Consider the following 24,075-nt stretch of genomic DNA (forward strand, 5'->3'; position numbering starts at 1 on the left):
CGGCTTACAAAACGGAGCGTGGGGGGACGCGCTCCGCTCAGCAGCGGAAGACCTGAAGTACTGCGGGGGAGTGGTCGATCGAGGATCTCGACGTGCGGGGGTGCGTGGCGGTGAGAGGGACCGGCGGGTACGAGCCCGCGAGGTCGCTCGCGAGCAGGGCGCGGGCCGGTGTCTCGGGTACGAGGTCCTCGTCGCGGATCCGCCGCCGGGCACCCAGGGGCGGGGCCACCTTGTGCGGGTGCTCGGCCTCGGCGCAGGAGGCGACCTCGCCTCTGTGCGCGGACGCGAACGCCTCGGTGGGGGCGAAGAGCTGCAGACTGATCAGGACGGCGGCGAGTACCACATACAGGGTCCGGGCCGTCGTACCTCGTAGCATGCGCCCCCTTCCGGTACCTCTTCGCTCACGTCAAGACATACGTTAACAAGGTGAGTTGTTTGCAGGGTTAACTCAACGTTTCACCCTGAAGAGGGCCGGAAGCGATACCTCCGAGGCCGGAAACCGCGCTGGGAAACTATCCCTTCACGAGCCCCTCGGCGTCCCGCGCCAGCGCCGTGAGCCGGGATATCGCGCGGAAGTACTTCTTGCGGTAGCCGCCGTTCAGCATCTCCTCGCTGAACAGCTTGTCGAAGGGCATCCCGGAGGCGAGGACCGGCACCTCGCGGTCGTACAGGCGGTCGGCGAGCACGACGAGCCGCAGCGCGGTCGACTGGTCCGGAACCGGCTGGACGTCGGTGAGGCAGACGGCCCTGACGCCGTCCGTCAGGGCGCCGTACCGGCTGGGGTGGACGCGCGCCAGGTGGTCGAGCAGGTGCGGGAAGTCGTCGAGGGACGCGCCGCCGGTCGCGTACGCCGTCTTGGTGACCTGCTCGTCGGAGAACGGCGCCGGGGCCTCGGGCAGCCCGCGATGGCGGTAGTCCTCGCCGTCGATGCGCAGCGGCCGGAAGTGGGCGGACAGGCCCTGGATCTCGCGCAGGAAGTCGGCGGACGCGAACCGGCCCTCGCCGAGCTTGCCCGGCAGCGTGTTCGAGGTGGCGGCGAGCGCGACGCCCGCGTCGACCAGCTTGCCGAGCAGCGTGGAGACGAGGACGGTGTCGCCGGGGTCGTCGAGTTCGAACTCGTCGATGCAGAGGAGACGGTGACCCGAGAGCGTCTGCACGGTCTTCTGGAAGCCGAGCGCGCCGACCAGGTTCGTCAGCTCCACGAAGGTGCCGAACGCCTTGAGCGCGGGCTCGGCCGGGGTCGCGTGCCAGAGGGAGGCGAGCAGGTGGGTCTTGCCGACGCCGTAGCCGCCGTCGAGGTAGACGCCACGGGGGCCGGTGGGCGTCTTCGGGGCCTTGCCGAAGCCGAACAGCCGGCGCTTGCCGCCGCCGACCGCGTGCGCCCCGCCGAGACCGGCCGCGAAGCTGCTGAGGACGTGCACGGCCTCGGTCTGGCTCGGCTGGTTCGGGTCCGGGATGTATGTGGCGAAGCGGACCGAGTCGAAGCGCGGCGGCGGCACCATCTCGGCGACCAGTCGGTCGGCGGGGACGTGCGGCTCGCGGGCGCACAGGGACAGCGGGGCCGCTTCGGCTATCGGGTCGATCCCGGAGGCGGTGGTGGAGGACGACACGGTTCCCCACTCTAAGGGCCGTGCCACACTGCACGTCATGCGACGCCTGTTCCCTGTGACCTACGAAACAGCAGCCCAGGCCTCGGGCGGGCCCCCTGAGGCGGATGTGACGGACAGAGAGTGGGGGCTCGGGGAACTGGCGGAGGCCTACGCCTATCCCGACCGACGTGAGCCCTGGCTGCGCGGCAACATGGTCTCCACGCTCGACGGCGCCGCCCAGCACGACGGGCGCTCGCAGCCCATCTCCAGCGCCACCGACATGCGGATCTTCGGGGTGCTCAGGGGGCTCGCCGATGTCGTGATCGTCGGCGCGGAAACGGTACGGCAGGAGGGTTATCGCCCGGCACGCGCGCGTGAGGCCTTCGCGGAGCTCCGGGAGGCGGCCGGTCAGGGCCCCGCACCCGCCATCGCCGTGGTCACCGCGAGCCTCGACCTGGACTTCTCGCTGCCGCTCTTCACCTCGCCCCTGGTGCCCACACTGGTGCTCACGGGTGCCGCGGCGGCTCCCGACCGGGTCGCGGCGGCCGAGAAGGCGGGCGCCCAGGTGGTGATCGCCGGGGACGGGATGGGGGTGGACCCCGCCCGTGCCGTACGGGCCCTCGGGGATCTCGGCCTGACCCGGCTGCTGACCGAGGGCGGGCCCCGTCTGCTCGGTCAGTTCGTCGCGGGGGGAGTGCTCGACGAGCTCTGCCTGACCGTGTCGCCGATGCTCGCCGCGGGTGACGCGCAGCGCATCGCCGGGGGGCCCTCGATGGCGGTCCCGGCGAGGTTCGAACTCGTGTCCCTGCTGGAGGAGGCCGGGTTCCTGTACAGCCGATACCGTCGGTCCTGACAAGTCGGCGGAATGTCCCGTTCCGTTTATCTTCCGCGGGGCACACTAAATCTCGCAGTCCCCGTGCGGTCACGGGGCAGGATGGTTTCCGCAGGGGCCTAGGACGGGCCCACGGAGGAGAAGGGCGCCTGTCGTGTTCACAAGCGTATTGATGATCGAGAAGGCCCTGACGTCCGCCGACGTGGAGTTCGTCACCACCTTGCACGGCGACGAGACGGTCGCCTTCCATGTGCTGCTCCAGCCCCGTGGGGACCAGGCGGACCGGCTGCTGCGGGCCATCGACGACGTCGCGCTCGGTGAGCTGGACGAGGCGGCCCACGAGCGCGAGACACCGGAGGGCGAGGATGCGGTCGGACAAGGGCAGCAGGCCCTCGACGTGTCTCTGCTGGCCCTGCGCTCGGCCGGCAGCGAGGCCGAGGGCCGGCTCATCGAGGACCATCCGCTGGACGCCCTGAAGGCCCTGGTCGACGAGATCGACGCAGACGAGGTCATCGTGCTGACCGACCCCCACTATGTGGAAGAGTTCTTCCACCGCGACTGGGCCTCCCGGGCCCGCCACAAGGTGGGTGTGCCGGTGCTGAAGCTGTTCTCGCACAGCAAGGCGTAGACGCTCCGCCGGGAGGCCCGGGAGCGCCGTCGGGGTCGTTGACGTTCGTCGGGTGCGGGTCTGCTGTGGCAGGTCGCGCCCACGCGACGGAGCCGCGCACTGTCACAGCCCCGCGCCCCTTGCGGGGCGCTGCCCGCGCCACGGCATAGGCTGGGGGCGCGCTCCTTCAGGGGGCGCGCTCATCGTCGTACCGGATCTTGGGGAGACATACGCATGGCACCCGGCCTTCCTACCGCCATGGACCGACCGCACTTCATCGGCATCGGCGGCGCCGGGATGTCGGGCATCGCGAAGATCCTCGCTCAGCGCGGGGCCAAGGTGGCGGGCAGCGACGCGAAAGAGTCCGCGACCGCCGAGGCCCTGCGCGCGCTCGGCGCGACGGTGCACATCGGGCACGCGGCCGACCATCTGGCGTCCGACGCCACCTGCGTCGTGGTCTCCTCCGCGATCCGCCCGGACAACCCGGAGCTGGCCCGCGCCGCGGAGCTCGGCATCCCGGTGGTCCACCGCTCGGACGCCCTCGCTCGGCTGATGGACGAGCTGCGCCCGATCGCTGTCGCCGGCACCCATGGCAAGACGACGACGACGTCGATGCTGGCGGTGTCCCTGTCCACTCTGGGCCTGTCCCCGTCGTACGCGATCGGCGGCGACCTCGACGCCCCCGGTTCGAACGCCCTGCACGGCGAGGGCGAGATCTTCGTCGCCGAGGCCGACGAGTCGGACCGCAGCTTCCACAAGTACGCGCCCGAGGTGGCGATCGTGCTGAACGTGGAACTGGACCACCACGCCAACTACGCGTCCATGGACGAGATCTACGAGTCCTTCGAGACGTTCGTGGACCGCGTCACCGAGGGCGGCACGCTGGTGATCTCGGCGGACCACGAGGGCGCGCGCGAGCTGACACGCCGCGTGACGGCCGCGGACGTCCGTGTGGTGACGTACGGCGACGCGGCGGACGCGGACGTCCGTGTGCTCTCCGTGGTCCCGCAGGGCCTGAAGAGCGAGGTGACGGTACTCCTGGACGGCTCGGAGCTGACCTTCACGGTCTCCGTCCCCGGCCGTCACTACGCGCACAACGCGGTGGCGGCGCTGGCGGCGGGCGTGGCGCTCGGCATCCCGGCGGCCGAGCTGGCACCCGCACTCGCCTCCTACACCGGTGTGAAGCGCCGTCTCCAGCTGAAGGGCGAGCAGGCGGGCGTCCAGGTCATCGACTCCTACGCGCACCACCCGACCGAGATGACGGCCGACCTGGAGGCGATGCGCGCGGCGGCCGGTGACGCCCGCATCCTCGTGGTCTTCCAGCCCCACCTGTTCTCCCGCACCCAGGAGCTGGGCAAGGAGATGGGCGAGGCGCTGTCCCTCGCGGACGCCTCGATCGTCCTGGACATCTACCCGGCCCGTGAGGACCCGATCCCGGGCGTCACCAGCGAGCTGATCATCGACGCGGCACGGGCGGCGGGCGCGGACGTGACGCCGGTCCACGACAAGGGCGAGGTGCCCTCCGTCGTCGCGGGAATGGCGAAGCCCGGTGATCTCGTTCTCACCATGGGCGCGGGTGACGTCACGGACCTCGGACCCGAGATCCTGACCCGCCTGTCGAAGTAGCCATACGCCGTATTTGTAGTGAGGGGTTGAGCTTCATGTCGTACGACATCGAAAAGCCGGACGAGCAGTGGCGCGCGGAGCTGACCCCGGCCGAGTACACGGTCCTTCGCAAGGCGGGCACCGAGCCCGCCTTCACGGGTGAGTACACCGACACCAAGACCAAGGGCGTCTACTCCTGTCGCGCCTGTGGCGCCGAACTCTTCACGTCCAACGAGAAGTTCGAGTCGCACTGCGGCTGGCCGTCCTTCTTCGACCCGAAGGACACCGACGCGGTCGAGCTGATCGAGGACCGGTCGCACGGGATGATGCGGACGGAGGTGCGGTGCGCTCGGTGCGGGTCGCATCTCGGGCATGTGTTCGAGGGTGAGGGGTATGCGACCCCGACCGACCAGCGGTACTGCATCAACTCCATCTCGTTGCGGCTGGCGCCCGACGAGACGTGAGCCGGCGCCCTGATCCGGCCGCCTGTGGGCCGATCGTGATTGCGCGGTGACTCCGCAGGCACCACGGCAAGCCCAATCGGGAGACGCTGCCGGCGCAGAGCAAGGCTGGTGAAATTCCAGTACAAAGCGTGCGTTGATTGAACGGCCCTTAAATGTCGATATGCAGTTATGGTGACCAATAGTGGCTTGGTGAATCGAACGCATGGCGGAAGTGGCTGCCGGCCGTGGTGACGTGCGGAACTCCGCCGCGTCGGGTGCGGTCAGTCGATGAAGTCGGCGATGAGGGTGGCGAATTCGTCGGGGGTGGCCAGGCGGATGCCGAGGGTTTCGGCCTTGGCGCGTTTGGATCCGGCGCCTTCTCCGGCGACGACCAGGGTGGTCTTCTTGGAGACGCTGGAGGAGGAGCGGCCGCCGGCGCGTTCTATGAGCTCGGCCGACGCCTTCACCGCGTCCTCGACCGCCTGCGCGTAGGCGGCGGCATCCACGATCACTGCAGCAGGTGTTGTCATGCCCGCCATCCTGCCTGCCACCACTGACAACGCCCCGGGCGCGCGCTTCACCGCTCGCGGCAAGTGGCGGTGGACCTCGCGCCTCGGTCCCGGGAACCGGGTCCGATTCCCGTCTCGGCTCGGAGGCGTACGTTCAGCGCGCGAGACATGACTGAGGGGCCGGCGAACGTGCCGGCCCCTCAGGTTTCAGTAGCGGGGACAGGATTTGAACCTGCGACCTCTGGGTTATGAGCCCAGCGAGCTACCGAGCTGCTCCACCCCGCGTCGTAGTAGCAACTCTACGTCAAGTTTCGCGGCCCCCACACCAAGATCGCCCGTCGGCACCGGTGATTGAGCCCGCGGCGATGTGCCGCCCGGCCATGGCGACTGCGAGCGACGGCACGACGGCGGCAACCCGGCGCGCGGCGCAAACCCTGCCCGACGGCCGCGTCGACCGCCGCTGGCGCACTCCCCGCGGCCCGCCGTCGAACCGATCGCCGCCTGGGCCGGAGCGCCTCGATGAGGTCGCGTCATCCTGCAGGGCGGGCGAGACGCAGTCCGCCGACAAGGGCGCGTCCCAGCTCGCTTCGGCCGTCACGCCGCCGGCAACGGCCGCTCATCCCGCCCGCATCAGCAGGCGGGCCAGGCGCGCATCGCCAGGGCCGCGACCCCTTCGAGGTCCGCGCGGCCGGCGCCGTCCTGGGCCTGTCGCGACATGCCCTGCTGGGTGGCCGCGCAGAAGGTGGCGAGGGCGGCCACGTCGGTGTCGGCGGGCAACCGTCCCGTCCGCACGTCCTCGGCGATCCGGTCGGCGAGGACCTGCTTGAACGCCATACGCCCCGCCCGCAACTCCTCGGCAACCTCGGCGCTGCCCGGCCCGTGCGCCGCCGTCGCACTGATGATCAGGCAGCCGGGCGGATGAGTCCGGTCGGTGTACATGGCGGCGGACTCGCGCAGCAGACGTTCGACGGCCCGGAAGGCGGTGGGTTCCTCGGCCAGCGCCCGTGCGACGAACGCCCCGTACTTCTCCGAGTAGAGCCGCACACACTCGCGGAACAACGCGCGCTTGTCACCGAACGCCCCGTACAGACTCGGCGGCCGGATGTCCATCGCAGCCGTCAGCATCGCGATGGACGTTCCGTCGTACCCGTACCGCCAGAACTCCTTCAGCGCTGCCTCCAGCGCCACGTCCCGATCGAACGCGACGGGCCGTCCCGTCGTCTTGCCGGAGCGAGCACTTCGAGTGGTCATCCCGACAGCGTAACGGTCACTACAGATCTCGCTGTCATGGGGGCTACTACCGGTCTCGACCTCGCAGGCATGGCCGAGGCGCCGTCAGACCACGTGGCGGCCGCCGTCCAGGGAGAGCACATCCCCGGTCGTGTAGGTGGCGCGCACCAGGGCGAGGGCGGCCTCGGCCACATCCTCCGTGTGCCGGCCCGGCGTAGGGGTGTGTGGACAGCGACCCACTCGCGCGAGTCCTCGAGGATGTCGGGTGCCTCGTCGTACCAGGGCGTCTCGATCAGGCCCGGGGCGATGGCGTTGACCCGGATCTCGGGGCCGAGGGTGGCCGCGAGCATGCGTGTCAGGTGGTTGACGGCCGCCTTGCTCACTCCGTACGGGATCGAACTGCCAAGGGCCCGGCTTCCGGAGACGGACGAGATATTGATGATCGTCGCCGAACCGGACGCCTTCAGATGCGGGACGGCGGCGGCGGTCACCTGCCAGGTGCCGATGACGCTGATGTCGAGGATGGCCCGCCAGGTGTCGGCGTCGACGGCGTCGAGATCGTCGAGGGGGATGAAGCGCGTGGTTCCCGCGTTGTTGACGAGTAAGTCGCGCCTTCGGCTCACAGCACCTTGCGGTGGACCAGGGCCGAGAGCACCAGCGCGCCCGGCAGCAGGGGCAGCCAGATCGTCAGGACGCGGTAGCCGATGACGGTCGCCGTGGACAGGTCCAGGGGGGCGCCCAGCGCGACCATGGTGAATACGAGCGCAGCGTCCACGGGGCCGATGCCGCCCGGCGCGGGCACTGCTCCGACCGCGGTGCTGGCGGCGAGGAACGCGAAGACCACCTGCGGCCAGGACAGCGGAAGGCCGAGCGAGGCCCCGACCGAGGCGATCACGCTCGCCTGGAGAACCGGGGCGATGGCCGCCCCACCCCAGAGGGCGAGGACGCGGCTGGGCCGGGAGTGCAGCAGCCGTACGTCGGTCAGAGCGGTACGTACGAGGTTGAGGACGGGTCGACGCAGCGGCCGCACCACCGTGATGAGCAGGGCCGGCGCGGTCAGGCCGATGGTCACGCCCCCGGCGATCAGGAGCAACGTCCGTTCGTCCGGCACGAGTTGACCGAGTCGCAGCAGGTCGGGGAAGGCCACGAGGAAGACGAGGAGCACCAGCGTCTTCGCGATCGGTTTGATCAGCGAGTACAGGGCGAGCGAGGCGGTGGCCCGCGCGAGGGGGATGCCCTGGCGCTGCAGGAAGCGCAGGGTGACGGCATGGGCGCCGATGCTCGCCGGAAGCACATGGTTGGCGGCGCCGGCGGCGAACTGCGACGCGAGCAGCGGCCCCGGCGGAAGCCTTTCCGGTATGGCCCCCTGTCGGACGACCGCGGCGACCACCCAGCCCAGGCAGGTGAAGAAGAGCCCGGAAAGCAGCCACCAGGGATCGGCGGAGGCCAGCCGGGCGGCGCCGTCGGACACGGCGTGCCAGTCGACCGCCGCCCACGCTCCGATCAGCAGGAGCGGAAGCAGGCTCAGCGCCCGGCCGGCGAGGCGTGCGGCGGAGGGGGAGCGGACGGGGGCTTGGGCGGGGAGCGGCCCGGGGAGTTCATCGAGCGGGAGCAGGGACACGGCGCACGTCGTCCTTCCACGTCGCGCACCGCGCTGTGCGGGGCGGACGGATACAAGGCGAGGCAGGAGGGGACGGCGGAAACGTGCCCGCCCGGTGTGACGCCATGGTGTCCGGGAGCGGAAGGAGCGCGGGCGGGTGGGCGACGCGGCCGACGTCCGCCGTTCCGCACCGCGTGCTCCTGACGCATGTGATGCGCACGGGCCTGGTGAGCCGAGTTCCTTCGGCTCGCCGCCGCGTGAACGGGCTGCGACCATGGCGTTCCGCGAGAGCTCGCAGGCGGAGGGAAAGAGAGCCAGGTGGCGCAAGTGCGATACGACCAGCGGGTGTTGGCGCTGGTCGAGGTTCGGGGCGGGGCGCACGACTGGGAGGAGGCCGAGCGGCGTTTCGAGGCGCACGGCTGGCCCGTTCGAGGCCGTCATCCGTGTGGCGAGGGGCCGTTGAGGGGTGTGCTGACCCCCGATCCCTCCTCGCGTGTGTACGAGGTGGAGGTGCGGCTCTTCGGAGCGGCCAAGGGGTGTGATCGAGGGGCCTCGCACCGCGTGCGCAAGGTGATGCGGGCCGCTCGTCTCGAAGCGTATGTGCGGCGTGCCGAACCGATGGTGCGGGACCGGGAGATGTTCACGCATTGGAAGGTCTTCAGCACCGCCCACGGGCGCGCCGGGCGCGGGTCCCGGGTGCGTCGGCTCGCCGACCGGTATGCCGTGCGGTTCGGGTGGTACGACACGGATACGCGGGTGTCCGGGAGGCCCTCGCAGCGCTGCGCCTCGCCCGCGCCGACGGAGCGTCTGGCTATGTCGCATCGACGCCGGTGGCCGTGCGCCCGCTCGACGGGCGGTGGCGTGCGAACGTGCGGTACTGGCCGGAGGAGGAGGGGGAGCGCCGCCTGTTCCGGATGGTCTGCTGGGTGCTCCTCGCCGCGGCCTCGCTGGTGTTCGCGTCCGGGCGCGAGGGGTCCGTGCGTGGGTTCTGGTGCGGTGCAGTGGCGCTGGGGCTGGTCGGCGCGCTGTGGTCGGGAACGCGGTTGTACCGGCGGGGGCGGCTGGCGGGCGCAGTCATCGCCGTCGTGGCCGTCGGCGTGTTCGCCGCCATGGCGCTCGGGGCGCTCGACCAGCACGGTCGGGGCTGGTCGCGGTTGCAGGTCCTGGTCACCGTCGCCCTGGTCGCCGTACTCGGTGGTCTGCGGCTGCTCGTGCGGCAGTGGACGTGGGGTGAGTGGGTGGCCTGGGCGGTGCCGCTCGTGGTGACGCTGGCCGCATCGTCGTTCATCGCGGCGGGGTCCGTCCTGCACGCCCTGTACGCGGTCGGGCTCGACCTCTCGCCGGACGACCTCGACGTTCCGGGCATCTGGCAAGTGGCCGCCGCCGTCAAGCTGTTGGTCCTGCTGAGCATGGTCATGGCCGTGCCCGCCTGGTGGGGCTACGCCCGGCACCGGCATCACTTCCACGCCACGCCCGGTGGCGGGTTCAACGTCGTTCTCTACGTCCTGCTGCTGATCCTCATGTTCGGCGGGGCCGCGGGCCTCGCCCTCGACTCGGCCCGGACTGCGGTGGACCGGACGACCGCCGCCGCGAAGAGCAGCCAGGACCCACCCTCCTACTTCGGCGTCCAGCCGGAGTGGACGTGTGTCGAGCCCGTGGTTTCGGTGTCCAAGCTCTCCGGAGAGGGTCCCCGGCTCCAACCGGCAAGGCCCTACCTGTCGTTCGGGGTCGTGGACGGCACGGCCGTCCTGTGGGACAGGACGGCCGCGCAGCCGGTGAAGCTGCCCGCGAACCAGGTGCGTCTCGTACCGGCGGACTCGGCGACGGCGACATGCGCGGGCCCCGCCCGGTAGTCACCGGGCGGGGCCAGGGGTGTGCGGCGCGCTCAGCCCACGTCGGAGGCGTCCAGGCGGTACAGACCGCTCGTACTCGACGTGCTCGACGTGCTCGACGAGGTTGACGTGCTCGACGCGGATGACGACGAACTGGAGCTGTACGACGAGGACTTGACGGCGGCGCCGTGCTTCGCGACCCAGGTGGCGATCTCGGAGTCGGTGCCCTGTCCGCCGGTGCTGCTGATCATGATGTAGTGCAGCTTGCCGGACTTCACCAGGCTCTTGAGCTTGGCCAGGGTCATGGCGTTGTCGCTGCCGGACCAGCCGCCCATGGAGATCACGGGCTGTCCGGACTCCAGGATGATCGAGGACGCGGTCTGGTCGGTGGCCACCGCCAGCAGCCAAGTGGCGCCGTCCTGATGCTTCTTCAGGTACGTGATCATGTCCGAGGTGACCTGGCTGCCGCCGCCCATCTGGCCACGCGACCTGACGGTGTGACTACTGGACGGGAAGCGGCTGCTCCGCCCAGATCGTCTTTCCGGTGCCCGTCGGGCGGGTGCCCCAGCGGTCGGTGAGTTGGGCGACGAGGAGGAGGCCGCGGCCGCCCTCGTCGTAGGTGCGGGCCCGGCGCAGGTGGGGCGAGGTGCTGCTGGCGTCGGAGACCTCGCAGATGAGGGTGCGGTCGCGGATGAGCCGGAGCTGGATGGGGGCGCCGCCGTAGCGGATGGCGTTGGTGACCAGTTCGCTGACGACGAGTTCGGTGACGAACGCGGCCTCGTCGAGCCCCCAGTCGGTGAGCCGCTCGGTGGCGTACTGCCGGGCGGTGGCCACCACCGCCGGGTCGGCGGGCAGGTCCCAGACGGCGACCTGCGCGGTGTCCAGGGCGCGGGTACGGGCCAGCAGCAGCGCCACGTCGTCGGCGGGACGCTCCGGGAGCAGGGCCCCCAGCACGTTGTCGCAGGCGTCCTCCAGATTCCTGGCCGGGGCCGTCAGGGCGGCGCACAGCGCGGCGGTGCCCGCGTCCACGTCGAGGTCGCGGGCCTCGATGAGACCGTCCGTGTAGAGGGCGAGTACGGCGCCTTCGGGCAGGTCCAACTCGGTGGACTCGAACGGGAGGCCGCCGACGCCGAGCACCGGCCCCGAGCTCACCCCGACGACCTCGACGGCTCCGTCCGGGTACAGCACGGCGGGCGGCGGGTGCCCGGCCGAGGCGATCGTGCAGCGGCGGGCGACCGGGTCGTACAGCGCGTACAGACAGGTGGCACCGATCTCGCCGCCCATTCCGCTCTCATCGGCCGCCAAGTGCCCGACCAGATCGTCGAGGTGGGTGAGCAGCTCGTCCGGGGGCAGGTCGACATCGGCCAGCGTCCACACCGCCGTACGCAGCCGTCCCATCGTGACGGAGGCGTGGATGCCGTGTCCGACGACGTCTCCGACCACCAGCGCCACCCGGGTGCCGGACAGCGGGATCACGTCGAACCAGTCGCCGCCCACGCCCGCCCGGGACAGCGCCGGAAGGTAGCGGGAGGCGAACTCGACCGCCGCCTGCCCCGCCACGACCTGCGGCAGCAGACTGCGCTGCAGGGCCAGCGCGGTCGTGTGCTCCCGGGTGTACCGGCGGGCGTTGTCCACGCAGACGGCGGCGCGGCTGGCCAGCTCCCGCGCCAGGGACACGTCGTCCTGGTCGAAGGGATCGGGGCTGCGCAGGGTGAGCAGCCGTACGAGGACCGCCACCCCGAGGGTCGTACCGCGCGCCACCAGCGGTACGGCCATCAGTGAGAATTCCCTGTTGTCGCTCTCCCGCAGTTTGGCGGCCCGGTCGTCGTGCCGCGCGAGCCAGGTGTCGAGGTCCGCTTCGCCGGTTCTGGTGAGCACCGCGACGCCGGTGGCCAGCGCGCGGGCCGGCGGTGAGGCGGGCGGATAGACGTCCGCGGCGCCCAGGTCGATCGCCGCCTCGGGCACACCGGCGGTGCGGGAGTGGTGTGCGACGCGGCGCAGCTGCAGATCGCCGACGACCGGGCCGGCGGCGGGTTCTTCGCCCTCGAGCACCGAGTCCAAGAGGTCCACGCTGGCGAAGTCCGCCAGCTGGGGCACCGCAAGTTCGGCCAGCTCCCGGGCGGTGTGGATCACGTCCAGCCGCGTACCGATGCTGGTGGCGGCCTTGTTCAGCAGCGCCAGCCGCTGCCTGGCCAGGTGCTGCTCGCTGCTGTCGAACGCGGCCAGCGCCACCCCGAGCAACTGCCCGGAGGGGTCCCGCAGTGGCCACATCTCGGTGTTCCACGCGTGCATCCGCGTCCCCGAGGGCGCGCGGGTCCAGCTCTCGTAGTGCACCGGCCGTCCCGTCTCGACGACCTTCCGCAGATGGCGCAGGAATCCGCGGCTGTGCTCCGCGTTCTCCACGGTGTCCGGGAAGAAGCGGCCGAGGACCTCCGCCTCCGCCTGGTCCATGATCCGGCACGCCGTGTCATTCATCCGCAGATACCGCTGCTCGGTGTCGAAGATCGACATCGACATCGACGACTGCCTGAACGCCAGCTCGCCCAGCGCGCGGCTCCCGTCGTCAGGCGCCGCGGTGATCACGTATCCCCCCGGCTCCCCGTCGTCGCTCCGCAGCGGGCACACCCGCAGCGCCAGCTCCGTCCGCCGCCCGTCGCGCAGCCGTACGGCCACCACCGCGCCGCCGCTCTCCCGCAGCTCCCGCCAGGCCGTGTCGGCGCCCCCGTCGATCAGCTCGGCCACCGGCCGCCCGGTGATCTCCTGCGCGGCGTACCCCGTCAGCAGACGCGCGCCCTCGCTCCAGCCCGTGACGATTCCGCGTGCGTCGACCACCGCCATGGCGTCACCGGCCGTGGTCGCCCGCTCCCCATCGCCCGGCAATGTCACCATATGTACAAGAATGATCCGATCGGGCAGGCGCATCAACCCAGAGGCCGGACACGGTCTACGAGGGTTGCCTACGTGGCTGGTCCGCCAGTCCCGGGCCTTCAGCGGTACGCGGGCCCGGTTCGGTGGCCATCCGCGGAGTGCCGTGCCGGTACTCGCCGGCCGCCGCGGAGACGGCGACCTGGCCCCAGTGGTCGAAGCCGTCGAAGCCGAGATGCGCCACAGAGAAGAACCCTGCGACGAAACCCCGCCGGAATCAGACCGCTGACGGTGCGCCAGACGCCGAACCGGCCGCCGCCTTCGGGCGCTCGGGCAGCAGCAGCAGCGGCGCCGCCGTCCGGCCGGTGTTCCTGTTGCTGCTCCTCGGCCCGGCCGCCGTTCTTTGGCCGGACGCCCGACGGTCGGTACAGCTCGGCGAGCGGGGCGGTCGCCACGCCTCCGACCGCGCCCGCTGTTCTCGCTCGCGCGGTCGTACGGCCGTGATGCTCTCGCCCGTGCCGCCGTACGGCCGTGGCGTCCTCCCCGCGCCCCCGTGCCGCGATGGTGTTCTCGGCCGCGTGGCGCTGGCGCGAACCCGTCCACCGCGGCCGGGGATTCGGCGAGTCTTCGGACGCCGCACCGCCGTACGCCGCATGCTGACCGGGGTGGGCGGCTCCCGGACCCCGCGGGCGCGGCCGTCCCGTACGACGGTCCCGTGCCGCCCCGGAACCTATGGAGAACCATGGCCGCCGACAGCAACCACCGCGAGGACGCCCGCTCCGACGCTCCCTTCCAGGCACGCGCCTCCGCGCTGCTGCGCCGCCCGATGCTGTGGCTGGTGCCCACCGTCCTGACCGGGCTGCTCGCGCTGTTGCTGTCGCTGCTCTACATGGGCGGCATCGTCAACCCGAACCAGCATCTGCACGACCTGCCCATCGGCATCGTCAACGCGGACACCGGCAAGCCGCTGACCGGACAGCGGCAGAACGTGGGCACGCAGGTCACCGAGGCCGTCATCGGCGGCGACAAGTCCGGCAAGGCCGCATGGCGTCGGCTCACCCAGGCCCAGGCGCAGGACCAACTGTCCTCCGGCAGGATCTACGGCGCCCTGGTCATCCCCGCGAACTTCACCGACTCCGTCGCCGCGCTCACCACCGCGAACGCCACGGCCCGGCCCACGATCACCGTGCTCACCAACCCCGGCATGGGCAGCCTGGGTTCCTCGCTGGCGAGCCGCATCACCACGGCGGCGGCCCAGCAGTCCTCCACGACCATCGGCAAGCAGCTCACGGCGGCCCCCGCCACCGCGCAGGCCGACCCCACCACGCGGCTGCTGCTGGCCGACCCCGTGCAGGTCGTCACCCAGGTCGGTCACCCCATCGGCGAACACAGCGGCCTGGGCCTGAGCGCGTTCTACTACACCCTGCTGCTCGTCCTGGCCGGCTTCCTCGGCGCCAACCTCATCAGCACCGGTGTCGACACCGCCCTCGGCTACGCGGACAGCGAGATCGGCCCCTGGCACACCCGCCGCCCCACCGTGCCGATCAGCCGCACCCAGACGCTGCTGCTGAAGATGGTGATGACGGCCGGGATCAGCATGCTGACCACCACCTTGGTCATGGTGGCCACCATCTCGATCCTCGGTATGGACGCCACCCACATCCCGCTGCTGTGGATCTACTCCTACTGCGCGAGCCTCGCGGTCGGTCTGGGCGTCCAGGCCATCAACGCGGCGTTCGGCGGGATCGGACAGCTCGTGTCCATGTTCGTGTTCATCGTGCTGGGCCTGCCGTCGTCGGGCGCCACCGTCCCGCTCCAGGCCGTCCCCGACTTCTACCGCTTCCTGTCGATCTTCGAGCCCATGCGCCAGCTCAGCGACGGAGTGCGCGCCATCCTCTTCTTCGACGCGCGCGCCGACGCCGGCCTCACCCGCGCCTGGACGATGATCGCCGTCGGGGCTGCCCTCGCCCTGCTCTTCGGCTTCGCGATGACCCGCTACTACGACCGCAAGGGCCTGTACCGCATGACGCCCCAGCCCGCCTGAGGCGGCGGGTCCGGATGATCAGGGCTTGCGAGCCACCGCCCCGTACATGGCGATGTCCTCGTCCCGGACCGGCTCGGTCTCCGTGCCGTCCGGATGCCACTTGTGGACCTGCGTGATGCCCGGGTCGACGAGGTCGAGGCCCTCGAAGAACTCCTCGGCCTCCGCGTGCGTACGCAGCCGCATGGGCATGCCGCGGGCCGCGTACTCGCGCGCGACCCGCCCCACCTCCTCGGGGGCGAACTCGGCGGTGCCGATGGACATCGCCAGGTAGCTGCCGGAGGGGAGGGGGTCCAGCAGGCGGCGGACGATGCGGACCGCGTCGTCCTCGTCCAGCACGAAGTGGACGATCGCGATCACCGTGAGAGCCACCGGGCGGCCGAGATCGAGTGTGTCGCGCACCTGTGGGGAGGCCAGGATGCTCGCCGGGTCGAGCATGTCCGCCTCGATGTACGACGTCCTGCCCTCGGGTGTGCCCGCCAGCAGGTCCCGGGAGAGGGTGAGGACGAGGGGGTCGTTGTCCACGTAGACGACCCGGGACTCGGGGGCCACCGCCTGGGCGATCTCGTGGAGGTTGGGGGAGGTGGGGATGCCGGTGCCGATGTCGAGGAACTGGCGTATCCCGGCCTCCTCGGCGAGATGGCGCACCGCTCGGTGCATGAAGTCGCGGTTGGCGCGCATGTGCACCGGCAGGGCGGGCCACTCCCGCACCATCGCGTCACCCGCCGCCTGGTCGGCGGGGTAGTAGTCCTTGCCGCCGATGATGTAGTCGTAGATGCGCGCGGAGTGCGCGCTCTCGGTGTCGATCCGGGCCGGTCCTCCGTTGTCGGACAACGCCGCCCCTCCCGTCAGCTCGTCGCTCATGCTTCCCAGGACACTTGTCATCCCGGCGACGGTGAAAACCACATGAGGCCGCCCCGCCGTTCGGCGGGGGATTCCCGCCGAACGGCGCGTACCCGGCAGCCGAACCGCCGGGCACCATGAACGCACTGGTCACACCGCAGTGGCCGTGACGCGAGGAGCCGCCATGACCGTCGAGCCGACGATCACCGCAGCACGGGCAGCCACCGGGCAGGTCCCTCCGCCGCCGCCCTTCGACCCGGAGCTGGCGGCCGCGCTGGAACTGATCGCGGAGGAAATCCCGTCCGGCTTCACGGCGGAGCTGATTCCCGCGCTGCGGGAGGGCACGAACCACATGCGCCCCTCGGACGAGGAGCTCCGCAGGAACGGCGCCTTCCAGGTCGAGGAACGGTCGGTGCCGGGGCCCGCGGGCGAGCCGGACATCTCGCTGCTCGTCTGCCGGCCGACCGGAGCGAGTACACCGCTGCCTGCCGTGTACTACACCCACGGCGGCGGCATGATCCTCGGCGACAACCGGATGGGCGTGACCGAAGTGCTCGACTGGGCCGAGGAGTTGGGCCTTGTGGTGGTGTCGGTGGAGTACCGGCTCGCCCCCGAGCATCCGCATCCGGCGCCGGTCGAGGACAGCTACGCGGGGCTGCTGTGGACGGCCGCGAACGCCGAGGAGCTCGGGATCGACCCCGACCGCCTCGTCGTCGCCGGCGCCAGCGCCGGAGGCGGACTCGCCGCGGCCCTCGCGCTGCTGGCCCGCGACCGTGGTGGGCCGGAGCTGATCGGCCAGATGCTGATGTGCCCGATGCTGGACGACCGCAACGACTCGCTGTCCGGCCATCAGATGGCCGGGCTCGGTGTCTGGGACCGTACGGCCAACGCGACAGGCTGGGGCGCGCTGCTGGGCGAGGCCGTCGGCGGCCCCGACGTCTCGCCGTACGCGGCTCCGGCCCGCGCGGCCGATCTGTCCGGGCTGCCGCCGGCCTTCATCGACGTCGGCTCCGCGGAGACGTTCCGCGACGAGGACATCGCGTATGCCGATCGCCTCTGGCAGGCGGGCGGTCGTGCCGAACTGCACGTGTGGCCCGGCGGTTTCCACGGCTTCGAGATGTTCGCCCCTCAGGTGCCGCTGGCCCAGGAGAGCCGGGCGACCAGGGTGCGCTGGCTGTGGCGGGTGCTGGGCGCGTGATCGACTTCGCCCGGGCTACGCCGTCGATGCGGCGCTCGTGAGTTTTTCGCCCCTCCGCCCCTACCCGTCCCATACCTGGGGGCTGCCGCCCCCAGACCCCCGCTCCGGCCTTGACGGCCTCGTCCTCAAACGCCGGACCGGCTGAAAGATCAAGGCCGGCCGGGTGGGGAGGGTGCCGGAGCTTGGCAGGTCGGGGTCCCGGCCGCAGGATGGTGCCCGTGAAAGAGCTGGCAGGACGGCTCGCGGCGCTCGACCCGGACGCGGGTGCCGCGCTGCAGGTCATCGCGTACTTCGACCGCCTCACGGAGGGACGGGTCGGCCTGGAGGCCCTGGTGCGCGGGGCCGCCGTGCTGTCCGGCTGCCCCGCCCGGCTGGTCGACGAGCGGCGCGGTGTACGGGTCCGGGTCACTCCGGACGGACGGCGCGCGGACCTCGCCGGTCCGGCCGACCCGGTGTGGCCGTGGGCGCCACTGGACACCGCCGGCGCCTCCGGGCCGGGGGCGCCGCCGGAGCCCGTCGCCTCCGCGAGCCGGTCGCTGCCACCGGATCCTGTTGGATCTGCGGGCGCGTCGCTTTCGCTGGAGCCTGTTGATTCTGCGAGCCCGTCTCCCTCACTGGATCCTGTTGATTCTGCGAGCCCGTCGCCCCCACCGGAGCCCGTTGCCTCCGCGATCCCGTCGCTTCCACTGGAACCCGTCGCCTCCGCGAGCCCGTCGACGTCGCTGAAGCCCGCTCCGGAGGCGGGCACGGCCTCGGGCGGCTTCCGGGTGCCCGGCAGCATGCCCGGCGGCGCCCCGGAACCTCGCGCCGCCCTCTGGCTGGAGCGCCCCGGCCCGCCCGACGGCGTGCAGGCCATGATCCTGGAGCGGGCGGCGCGTGCCGTACGCGACGTCATGGAGCGGACGCGTGGGTGGGCGCCCCCGGCCGTACCCGCGGCGCACGATCCCGCGCTGGTGGAGGTGGTGCTGGACGCGTCCGCACCGCAGGTCGCGCGGATCCGTGCGGCGGCACAACTGGGGCTCAAACAAGGCGAGTTGGTGCGGGCGGTGGCGCTGCACGAGGGCGGCGCGGAGATCGTGGCCGCCGGTCGGGGCGCATCCGAGACGCGGCGGGCCGGTGTGGGACCCGCCGTCGAGCCGGCCGAATTCCCGCAGTCGTGGGCCGCCGCCCGGACCGCGCTCCGGCTGACCGCCGAGGGCACGGCACGGGATCCGGGGGCGCGCACCGTGTACGCCGAGGAACTCGGTGGTCTGGCCCTGCTCGCCGCCGCCGTGGGCCCGGACACCCCGCCGATCCCCGACGTACTCGCCGTGGAGCGCGCTGTCGCCGAGGCCACCTGGGCGGCCGCGACACTCCATGCCGTGGCCTCCGCCCCCAGTCTCCGCGCCGCGGCGGCCGAACTGACGGTGCATCACTCGACCCTTCAGGAACGCCTCGCACAGGCCGAGCACATCCTTGGCTGGGACGTGCACTCGCCTCAGGGGCGGCTGCGTCTGCAACTTGCGCTTGCTGTACGCCGGTTGCGGCGGACGGCGGCGGACTCCGGGACGGGGAGGGCGGCGCCACCCGCGTGACGGCGGCGGACACCGGAACGGGTTAGGCTCCGCCCCCCGCCGAGACGGCGGTCACCCGACCCTGCTCCGCGCCCGCAATGCCCCGAGCGCCCTGCGACGGCCCTACGGTCGCCGTCCCCTGTACCGCATCTCCCGAGGACTCACCCCGAACCGCTGCCGGAACGCCGTGCTCAGTGCGCTCGCCGAGGAGAAGCCCGAGGCGTACGCGAGGTCGGTGATGGTCAGGTGTTCGCAGTCGCCGCACTGGAGGCGCTCGCGGACGAGGCGGAGGCGTTCCTCGCGGATCAAGTCACGCGGTGTGGTGCCCGCGCGTTGCAGGGCCAGTTGGATCTGGCGGAGGGACCAGCCGAGGGCGCGGGCCATCGACGTACCGCTGAGGGCGGGGTCGGCGGCGTGCTCGCGGACGTAGCGGCGGACCATGGTCTCGACGTCGGTGAGGTGCCTGGCTCCGTCCGGGCGGTCGTCCCCGGTGGCGAGCATGCACAGCAGTTCGACGACGCGGTCGGAGACGGCGTTGAACTGGGGGTCGGTGAGGTGGTGGCGCTCGGTGTAGAGGTCGTTGAGCATGGAGCCGACCACCCGGCCGAGGCCCCTGCTCAGGTCGAGCCCGGTGGCCAGCGGCGACTTGCGGTTCAGCGGGCCGTCCACCTCGCGGGCCGGGATCGTGAAGATGAACGCCTGCGTGGACGCGTCCTGGAGGCACTCGAAGGGGGACCCGAAGGAGACGAGCGTGCCGGTGCCCGGCGCCAGCCGTGCCTCTTGGCCGTCCTGGCGGAGGACGATCTCGCCGGTGAGCGGAAGCAGTAGGCGGTAGTCCTCGTCGGGGTCCTCCCGGACCTGCCCCGCGGTTCTGCTGTACTCGATCTCGTCCGACCGGAATCGGACGAGCTGATAGGTCTCGGTGCGCTGGCGGACCGTCTCGCCGCGGAAGTTGTCGGTGCGCGCGTACCGGTAGCCCATTCGGGACTGGTAGGACCCGATGTGCTCGCTCCAGAAGTCGGCCCGCTCGCCCGGATCGACCTCACCGGTCGACTGTGATTCCACGAGGTAGCTTCCCGCGGGCAACGACACCCTCAACTCCTGTGCGGCTGGCGGCAGTTACGCGCCGTCAGCCTAGTGCACACAGCCCGTGCGTATAACAGCAACTTCCTTGCGCGCCGGGGCAAGCGCGGGCGCGGGCGCGGGGCTACCGTCGTGCGCCGCGCCCACTCGCGCCCCGCCCCTCACTCTTCCGACTCCCGCCACTTCAACTCACGTACGTATTTGGGGACTTGAAGACTCATGACCGAACGGATACCGGAGGCAGCCTTCTGGTGCTTGGCCGTCGGCCTGCTCGCCGTCACCGTGCTGCTGCTGCGCCAGCGTGGGATCACCGGGCGGCAGCGCGGCCGGACCGCCGAGCTGGCGGACGGGCTGCGGGCCCGGGACGAGGAGCTGCGCCATCTGGTCGCGGTCCGCCTCCCGGCCCTTGCGGACGCCCCGCATCAGCCCGGCCCCGCCGTAGGTCTGCTCGACGCCCGGCTGGCCGACACGGATTTCGCGAAGTGCCTCGACAGCGTTCTCGAACGTTTCTCCGGAGCGGTGGAGCACGCGCAGTCCCGCGCCGACCAGTCCGCGAAGGCCGCCCTGAAGGCGTCGATGCGCTCCATCCAGGCGCTCGCCAACGAACAACAGGTGTCCATCTCGGAGATGCAGGACCGGCACGACCACCCCGACGTGCTGCGCGACCTACTCGAAATCGACCACACCAACGCCCAGTTCGGACGTCGTGCCCAGGCCATCGCCGTCCTGTGCGGCTCCTGGCCGGGACGGCAGCGCGCCACCTCCGCGCTGATCGAGGTCGTACGCGGCGCGACCTCCCGCGTCCGCGACTACCGGCGCATCCGGATCAACGGACAGGTCGACATCGCCGTCGAGAGCCGCGCGGTGGAGCCGGTGGTCCTCGCGGTCGCCGAGCTGCTGGACAACGCGGCCCGCCACTCGCAGCCCAACACGACCGTCGAGGTCAACGTCCAGTCGGTGCACAACGGCGCCTGCGTCATCATCGACGACGCGGGCGTCGGCATGGACGGGCAGGCGACGGAGCACGCCGCCGCGCTGCTCTCCGGCCGGCACGCGGTGGACGTCACCCGCCTCGACGACCCGCCCCAGTTCGGCTTCGCCGTCATCGGCGTTCTCGCCGCGCGGTACGGCTTCAGCGTCTCCGTGGACACGCGCTCGCCCTACGGCGGTGTGCGCGCCGTGGTGTTCGTACCGGCGGCCCTGCTCACGCACGCGGACACCGTCCAGGAAGTGCCGCCGCCGGCCGAGCCGACCCCGGCGCCCGCTCGCACCACGACTCGTACATCCCCTCGTACGACCGAGCCCGCGGAGGCCACCACGCCCGGAGGACTGCCCAAGCGGCGCCGTCGTGCGCCGCAGGCGTCGGCGACCACCGAAGAGCGAACCGCCGCGCCGACCGAGGAGGTCGGCGGCCGGTCGGCCGAGGAGAACGCCCGGCGCATGGGCGCGTTCGCGCGCGGCACGCGCTTCGGCCGGGCCGCCCAGGACGCCCCCGCCGCCGACGAAGCCCCCCACGAGAACGAAGGGAACACACAGGGATGATCGCGCCCATGACCAACGAGCTGGGGTGGATGCTCGACGACGTCCTGAAGGTGCCGGAGGCGCGGCACGCGATCCTGCTGTCCGCCGACGGCATGCTCCGGGCCCACTCCGCGGACATCGGCCGGGACGACGCCGAGCGGCTGGCCGCGGGCCTGTCCGGGGTGCAGTCGATCAGCCGCAGCACGGCCGAGTTCTGCGGCAGCCCGAACACGCCCTGGCGGCAGACCCTGATCGAGTTCGCACACGGGTACGTCTTCCTCGTCGCCGCCGGCGAGGGCGCGTATCTCGCGGTGTCGACGACGGAGAACGTCGACATGGAGGCGGTCACCTACCGCATGCACAAGCTGGTCGACCGGCTCGGCAAGGAGCTGACCAGCCCGGCCCGGCAGGACGCCGGCAGTCCGGCATGACGCCCCGGCGCCGTCCCGGAGAACGGCTGGTGCGGTCGTACGTCGTCACGGACGGCCGCTCCCACCCGTCCCGCAACACCCTCGACCTGGTCACGCTGCTGATCGCCGCCGACGATCTGCCGCTGAGCGGCCTCAGCCCGGAGAAGCGCCGGCTGATGGAGCTGTGCAGGCCCGGAGCGCTGTCGGTCGCCGAGGTGGCCGGGCATCTGGAGCTGCCGGTCAGCGTCACCAAGGTGCTGATCGCCGACCTGATGGACAGCGGTCACATCGTCACCCGCGCGCCCATCCCTTCCGCCCGCCCTTCCGACACCCACATCCTCCAGGAGGTGCTCGATGGGCTCCGCGCCCGCCTCTGACGACGTCTATCTGCGCCCCAGTGTGCAGACCGCGGTCAAGCTGCTGATCGTGGGCCACTTCGCGGTCGGCAAGACCACCTTCGTCGGCGCGCTGTCCGAGATACGGCCACTGCGCACCGAGGAGGTCATGACCCAGGCCGGCGCCCTCGTCGACGACCTGGCCGGTACGAGGGACAAGACGACCACCACGGTCGCGCTCGACTTCGGCCGCCTCACCCTCAACGACGCCTTGGTCCTCTACCTGTTCGGCACCCCAGGGCAGCAGCGCTTCACCGAGCTGTGGCAGGACATGACACGGGGAGCGCTCGGCGCGCTCGTCCTGGCCGACACCCGGCGGCTCGACCAGTCCTTCGAAGTCATGGGCGTACTGGAGGAGTTGGGGCTGCCGTACGCCGTCGCCCTGAACGACTTCGACGACGCCCCCGAACACGACCTGGACGAGGTGCGCGAGGCCCTGGACCTGCTGCCCTCGACCCCGCTCGTACGCTGCGACGCCCGCGACCGGGTGTCCTCCACCGAGGCGCTGATCGCCCTCGTCGAATACCTGCTGACCCGCACCGGCGAAAGCCGACCGGGCGAACTGGAGCACGCGTGAGTGCCGTACCCCCACCGGGCTGCCCCTTCCACGAGCCGCTGCACGGCCCGGAGTTCGCGGCCGACCCGGCCGCCGTCTACCAGCGGCTGCGCAGGCTCGGACCGACCGCCCCCGTGGAACTGGCACCCGGAGTCCAGGCGACGCTCGTCACCTCGTACGACGCCGCCCTGCACGTCCTGCGCAGCCCGGAGACCTTCTCCAAGGACCCCCGCCGCTGGAAGGACCTGGCCGACGGCACCGTCCCGATGGACAGCCCGGTCGTGCCGATGATGATGTACCGGCCCAACGCGCTGTTCACGGACGGCGAGGAGCACCGACGGCTGCGCGGGGCGATCACGGACAGTCTGGCCCGGGTGGAACCGAACACGCTGCGCGGATACGTGGAGCGCAGCGCCGACACGCTCATCGACCGGTTCGCGCCGCTCGGCACGGCGGATCTGCTCGGCGAGTACGCCCAGGTGCTGCCGCTGCTCGTCTTCAACCACCTCTTCGGCTGTCCGGCCGACTACGGTGTCCGGCTGGTCGAGGGCATGTCCGGGATCTTCGACGGGGTGGACGCCGAGAAGGCGAACGAGCTGCTCAGCACCACCCTGCTCGACCTGGTCACGCTGAAGCGGGCCAAACCCGGGCAGGACATGACGTCGTGGCTGATGGCGCACCCTGCTGGGCTCACGGACGAGGAGATGATCCACACCCTCGTCGTGCTGATGGGCGCCGGCACCGAGCCGCAGCAGAACCTGATCGCGAACAGTCTGCGGCTGCTGCTGTCCGACGACCGCTTCGGGGGCGACCTGTCCGGCGGCAGCCTGCCGGTGGAGGACGCCCTGGACGAGGTGCTGTGGACCGACCCGCCGATGGCCAACTACGCCGTGCACTACCCGATGCACGACGTCATGTACGAGGGCGCGCTGCTGCGCGCGGGTCATCCGCTGGTCGTGAGTCTCGCCGCCGCGAATACCGACCCGGCCCTGATGACCGATCAGCGGGCGGGCAACCGCGCCCACTTGGCATGGAGCGCGGGCCCGCACAACTGCCCGGCGCAGAGCCCGGCCCGGCTGATCGCGGCGGTCGCGGTGGAGAAGCTCCTCGACCGCCTCCCCGACGTCGAACTGACCGCTTCTGTCGAGGAGTTGGTCTGGCGACCCGGCCCGTTCCACCGTGCGCTCGCCGCGCTGCCCGTACGCTTCCCGCCCACCACGACGGTCGTACGGCCCGATGGTGAGCGGCAGCCGTACCCGAGTGCCGTTCCGGCGCCCGCCACGGTGCCGCCCACCGAGGGGCCCGACCGGCCGAGGAGCGGCTGGGCCCGGCTGCTGGCGTGGTGGCGCGGGGAGTGACCGGC

The 24,075-nt window shown here is 71.6% G+C and carries 24 protein-coding genes and 1 tRNA gene; 13 read left to right on the forward strand and 12 right to left on the reverse strand.

What is annotated here, in order from left to right:
• Positions 1 to 37 precede the first annotated feature (37 nt).
• Both AB5J53_RS36565 and zapE read right to left on the reverse strand, forming a co-directional pair.
• Positions 38 to 376, reverse strand: coding sequence for a hypothetical protein (locus tag AB5J53_RS36565; RefSeq protein WP_369249874.1), 339 nt, complete (start codon positions 374 to 376; stop codon positions 38 to 40).
• A 136-nt stretch (positions 377 to 512) separates the two neighbouring features.
• Positions 513 to 1,610 carry a cell division protein ZapE gene (gene zapE / locus AB5J53_RS36570; protein WP_369249875.1) on the reverse strand — a complete coding sequence of 366 codons (1,098 nt, stop codon included), beginning with the start codon at positions 1,608 to 1,610 and terminating at the stop codon, positions 513 to 515.
• 37 nt (positions 1,611 to 1,647) lie between these two features.
• Between zapE and AB5J53_RS36575 the strand changes: the two genes are divergently transcribed.
• From AB5J53_RS36575 to msrB, 4 genes are all read left to right on the forward strand, one after another.
• Positions 1,648 to 2,442: a pyrimidine reductase family protein gene (locus AB5J53_RS36575; protein WP_369249876.1), complete on the forward strand. Its 795-nt coding sequence runs from the start codon at positions 1,648 to 1,650 to the stop codon at positions 2,440 to 2,442.
• A 133-nt stretch (positions 2,443 to 2,575) separates the two neighbouring features.
• Complete coding sequence (locus AB5J53_RS36580) at positions 2,576 to 3,049, forward strand: indole-3-glycerol phosphate synthase (protein ID WP_369249877.1); 474 nt, start codon at positions 2,576 to 2,578, stop codon at positions 3,047 to 3,049.
• Positions 3,050 to 3,262: 213 nt separating this feature from the next.
• Positions 3,263 to 4,654 carry a UDP-N-acetylmuramate--L-alanine ligase gene (murC, locus tag AB5J53_RS36585; RefSeq protein WP_369249878.1) on the forward strand — a complete coding sequence of 464 codons (1,392 nt, stop codon included), beginning with the start codon at positions 3,263 to 3,265 and terminating at the stop codon, positions 4,652 to 4,654.
• Between the two features lie 35 nt (positions 4,655 to 4,689).
• Entirely contained in the window at positions 4,690 to 5,097 is a 408-nt protein-coding gene (gene msrB / locus AB5J53_RS36590) for a peptide-methionine (R)-S-oxide reductase MsrB (RefSeq protein ID WP_369249879.1), read from the forward strand.
• 260 nt (positions 5,098 to 5,357) lie between these two features.
• Here msrB and AB5J53_RS36595 read toward each other — a convergent pair whose 3' ends face one another.
• From AB5J53_RS36595 to AB5J53_RS36615, 5 genes are all read right to left on the reverse strand, one after another.
• Positions 5,358 to 5,615 carry a BRCT domain-containing protein gene (locus tag AB5J53_RS36595; RefSeq protein WP_369249880.1) on the reverse strand — a complete coding sequence of 86 codons (258 nt, stop codon included), beginning with the start codon at positions 5,613 to 5,615 and terminating at the stop codon, positions 5,358 to 5,360.
• Between the two features lie 181 nt (positions 5,616 to 5,796).
• Positions 5,797 to 5,870, reverse strand: a tRNA-Met gene (locus AB5J53_RS36600).
• Between the two features lie 345 nt (positions 5,871 to 6,215).
• A complete protein-coding gene (locus tag AB5J53_RS36605) occupies positions 6,216 to 6,836 on the reverse strand; it encodes a TetR/AcrR family transcriptional regulator (RefSeq protein ID WP_369249881.1) in 621 nt (206 codons plus the stop codon).
• Entirely contained in the window at positions 6,833 to 7,438 is a 606-nt protein-coding gene (locus AB5J53_RS36610; RefSeq protein WP_369249882.1) for an SDR family NAD(P)-dependent oxidoreductase, read from the reverse strand. Before AB5J53_RS36610 ends, AB5J53_RS36605 begins: the two co-directional genes overlap by 4 nt.
• Complete coding sequence (locus tag AB5J53_RS36615) at positions 7,435 to 8,436, reverse strand: YbhN family protein (RefSeq protein ID WP_369249883.1); 1,002 nt, start codon at positions 8,434 to 8,436, stop codon at positions 7,435 to 7,437. Before AB5J53_RS36615 ends, AB5J53_RS36610 begins: the two co-directional genes overlap by 4 nt.
• A gap of 713 nt (positions 8,437 to 9,149) precedes the next feature.
• Here AB5J53_RS36615 and AB5J53_RS36620 point away from each other — a divergent pair.
• The gene (locus AB5J53_RS36620; protein WP_369249884.1) at positions 9,150 to 10,268 is read left to right on the forward strand and encodes a hypothetical protein; all 1,119 of its coding nucleotides are present in this window, start codon (positions 9,150 to 9,152) and stop codon (positions 10,266 to 10,268) included.
• Positions 10,269 to 10,300: 32 nt separating this feature from the next.
• On the opposite strand, the gene AB5J53_RS36625 is transcribed toward AB5J53_RS36620, so the two are convergent.
• From AB5J53_RS36625 to AB5J53_RS36635, 3 genes are read right to left on the reverse strand one after another with little or no spacing between them, the layout of a single operon-like run.
• The gene (locus AB5J53_RS36625; protein WP_369249885.1) at positions 10,301 to 10,723 is read right to left on the reverse strand and encodes a hypothetical protein; all 423 of its coding nucleotides are present in this window, start codon (positions 10,721 to 10,723) and stop codon (positions 10,301 to 10,303) included.
• 25 nt (positions 10,724 to 10,748) lie between these two features.
• Positions 10,749 to 13,136 (reverse strand): SpoIIE family protein phosphatase, encoded by a 2,388-nt coding sequence (locus tag AB5J53_RS36630; RefSeq protein WP_369249886.1) that lies wholly within the window; start codon positions 13,134 to 13,136, stop codon positions 10,749 to 10,751.
• 55 nt (positions 13,137 to 13,191) lie between these two features.
• Entirely contained in the window at positions 13,192 to 13,356 is a 165-nt protein-coding gene (locus tag AB5J53_RS36635) for a hypothetical protein (RefSeq protein ID WP_369249887.1), read from the reverse strand.
• Between the two features lie 498 nt (positions 13,357 to 13,854).
• On the opposite strand from AB5J53_RS36635, the gene AB5J53_RS36640 reads away from it, so the two are divergent.
• Positions 13,855 to 15,156 (forward strand): DUF3533 domain-containing protein, encoded by a 1,302-nt coding sequence (locus AB5J53_RS36640; RefSeq protein WP_369249888.1) that lies wholly within the window; start codon positions 13,855 to 13,857, stop codon positions 15,154 to 15,156.
• A gap of 18 nt (positions 15,157 to 15,174) precedes the next feature.
• Here the strand turns inward: AB5J53_RS36640 and AB5J53_RS36645 are convergent, their stop codons facing one another.
• The gene (locus tag AB5J53_RS36645; RefSeq protein ID WP_369252675.1) at positions 15,175 to 15,987 is read right to left on the reverse strand and encodes an SAM-dependent methyltransferase; all 813 of its coding nucleotides are present in this window, start codon (positions 15,985 to 15,987) and stop codon (positions 15,175 to 15,177) included.
• A gap of 193 nt (positions 15,988 to 16,180) precedes the next feature.
• Between AB5J53_RS36645 and AB5J53_RS36650 the strand changes: the two genes are divergently transcribed.
• Both AB5J53_RS36650 and AB5J53_RS36655 read left to right on the forward strand, forming a co-directional pair.
• Entirely contained in the window at positions 16,181 to 17,194 is a 1,014-nt protein-coding gene (locus tag AB5J53_RS36650; protein ID WP_369249889.1) for an alpha/beta hydrolase, read from the forward strand.
• Between the two features lie 218 nt (positions 17,195 to 17,412).
• Positions 17,413 to 18,768, forward strand: coding sequence for a helix-turn-helix domain-containing protein (locus AB5J53_RS36655; protein WP_369249890.1), 1,356 nt, complete (start codon positions 17,413 to 17,415; stop codon positions 18,766 to 18,768).
• Positions 18,769 to 18,870: 102 nt separating this feature from the next.
• On the opposite strand, the gene AB5J53_RS36660 is transcribed toward AB5J53_RS36655, so the two are convergent.
• The gene (locus AB5J53_RS36660; protein ID WP_369249891.1) at positions 18,871 to 19,812 is read right to left on the reverse strand and encodes an AraC family transcriptional regulator; all 942 of its coding nucleotides are present in this window, start codon (positions 19,810 to 19,812) and stop codon (positions 18,871 to 18,873) included.
• Between the two features lie 237 nt (positions 19,813 to 20,049).
• Between AB5J53_RS36660 and AB5J53_RS36665 the strand changes: the two genes are divergently transcribed.
• The 5 genes from AB5J53_RS36665 to AB5J53_RS36685 are packed head-to-tail and all read left to right on the forward strand — an operon-like array spanning position 20,050 to position 24,070.
• Entirely contained in the window at positions 20,050 to 21,372 is a 1,323-nt protein-coding gene (locus AB5J53_RS36665) for an ATP-binding protein (protein ID WP_369249892.1), read from the forward strand.
• Positions 21,369 to 21,782, forward strand: a complete 414-nt coding sequence (locus AB5J53_RS36670) for a roadblock/LC7 domain-containing protein (RefSeq protein WP_369249893.1) — start codon at positions 21,369 to 21,371, stop codon at positions 21,780 to 21,782. Before AB5J53_RS36665 ends, AB5J53_RS36670 begins: the two co-directional genes overlap by 4 nt.
• Positions 21,779 to 22,138: a DUF742 domain-containing protein gene (locus AB5J53_RS36675; RefSeq protein ID WP_369249894.1), complete on the forward strand. Its 360-nt coding sequence runs from the start codon at positions 21,779 to 21,781 to the stop codon at positions 22,136 to 22,138. Before AB5J53_RS36670 ends, AB5J53_RS36675 begins: the two co-directional genes overlap by 4 nt.
• On the forward strand, positions 22,116 to 22,733 hold the full coding sequence (locus tag AB5J53_RS36680; RefSeq protein WP_369249895.1) for an ATP/GTP-binding protein: 618 nt from the start codon (positions 22,116 to 22,118) through the stop codon (positions 22,731 to 22,733). Before AB5J53_RS36675 ends, AB5J53_RS36680 begins: the two co-directional genes overlap by 23 nt.
• Positions 22,730 to 24,070, forward strand: coding sequence for a cytochrome P450 (locus AB5J53_RS36685; RefSeq protein ID WP_369249896.1), 1,341 nt, complete (start codon positions 22,730 to 22,732; stop codon positions 24,068 to 24,070). The genes AB5J53_RS36680 and AB5J53_RS36685 overlap by 4 nt, the downstream gene beginning before the upstream one ends.
• Positions 24,071 to 24,075 lie beyond the last annotated feature (5 nt).

This window comes from Streptomyces sp. R41, from assembly GCF_041053055.1.
Lineage (GTDB): Bacteria > Actinomycetota > Actinomycetes > Streptomycetales > Streptomycetaceae > Streptomyces.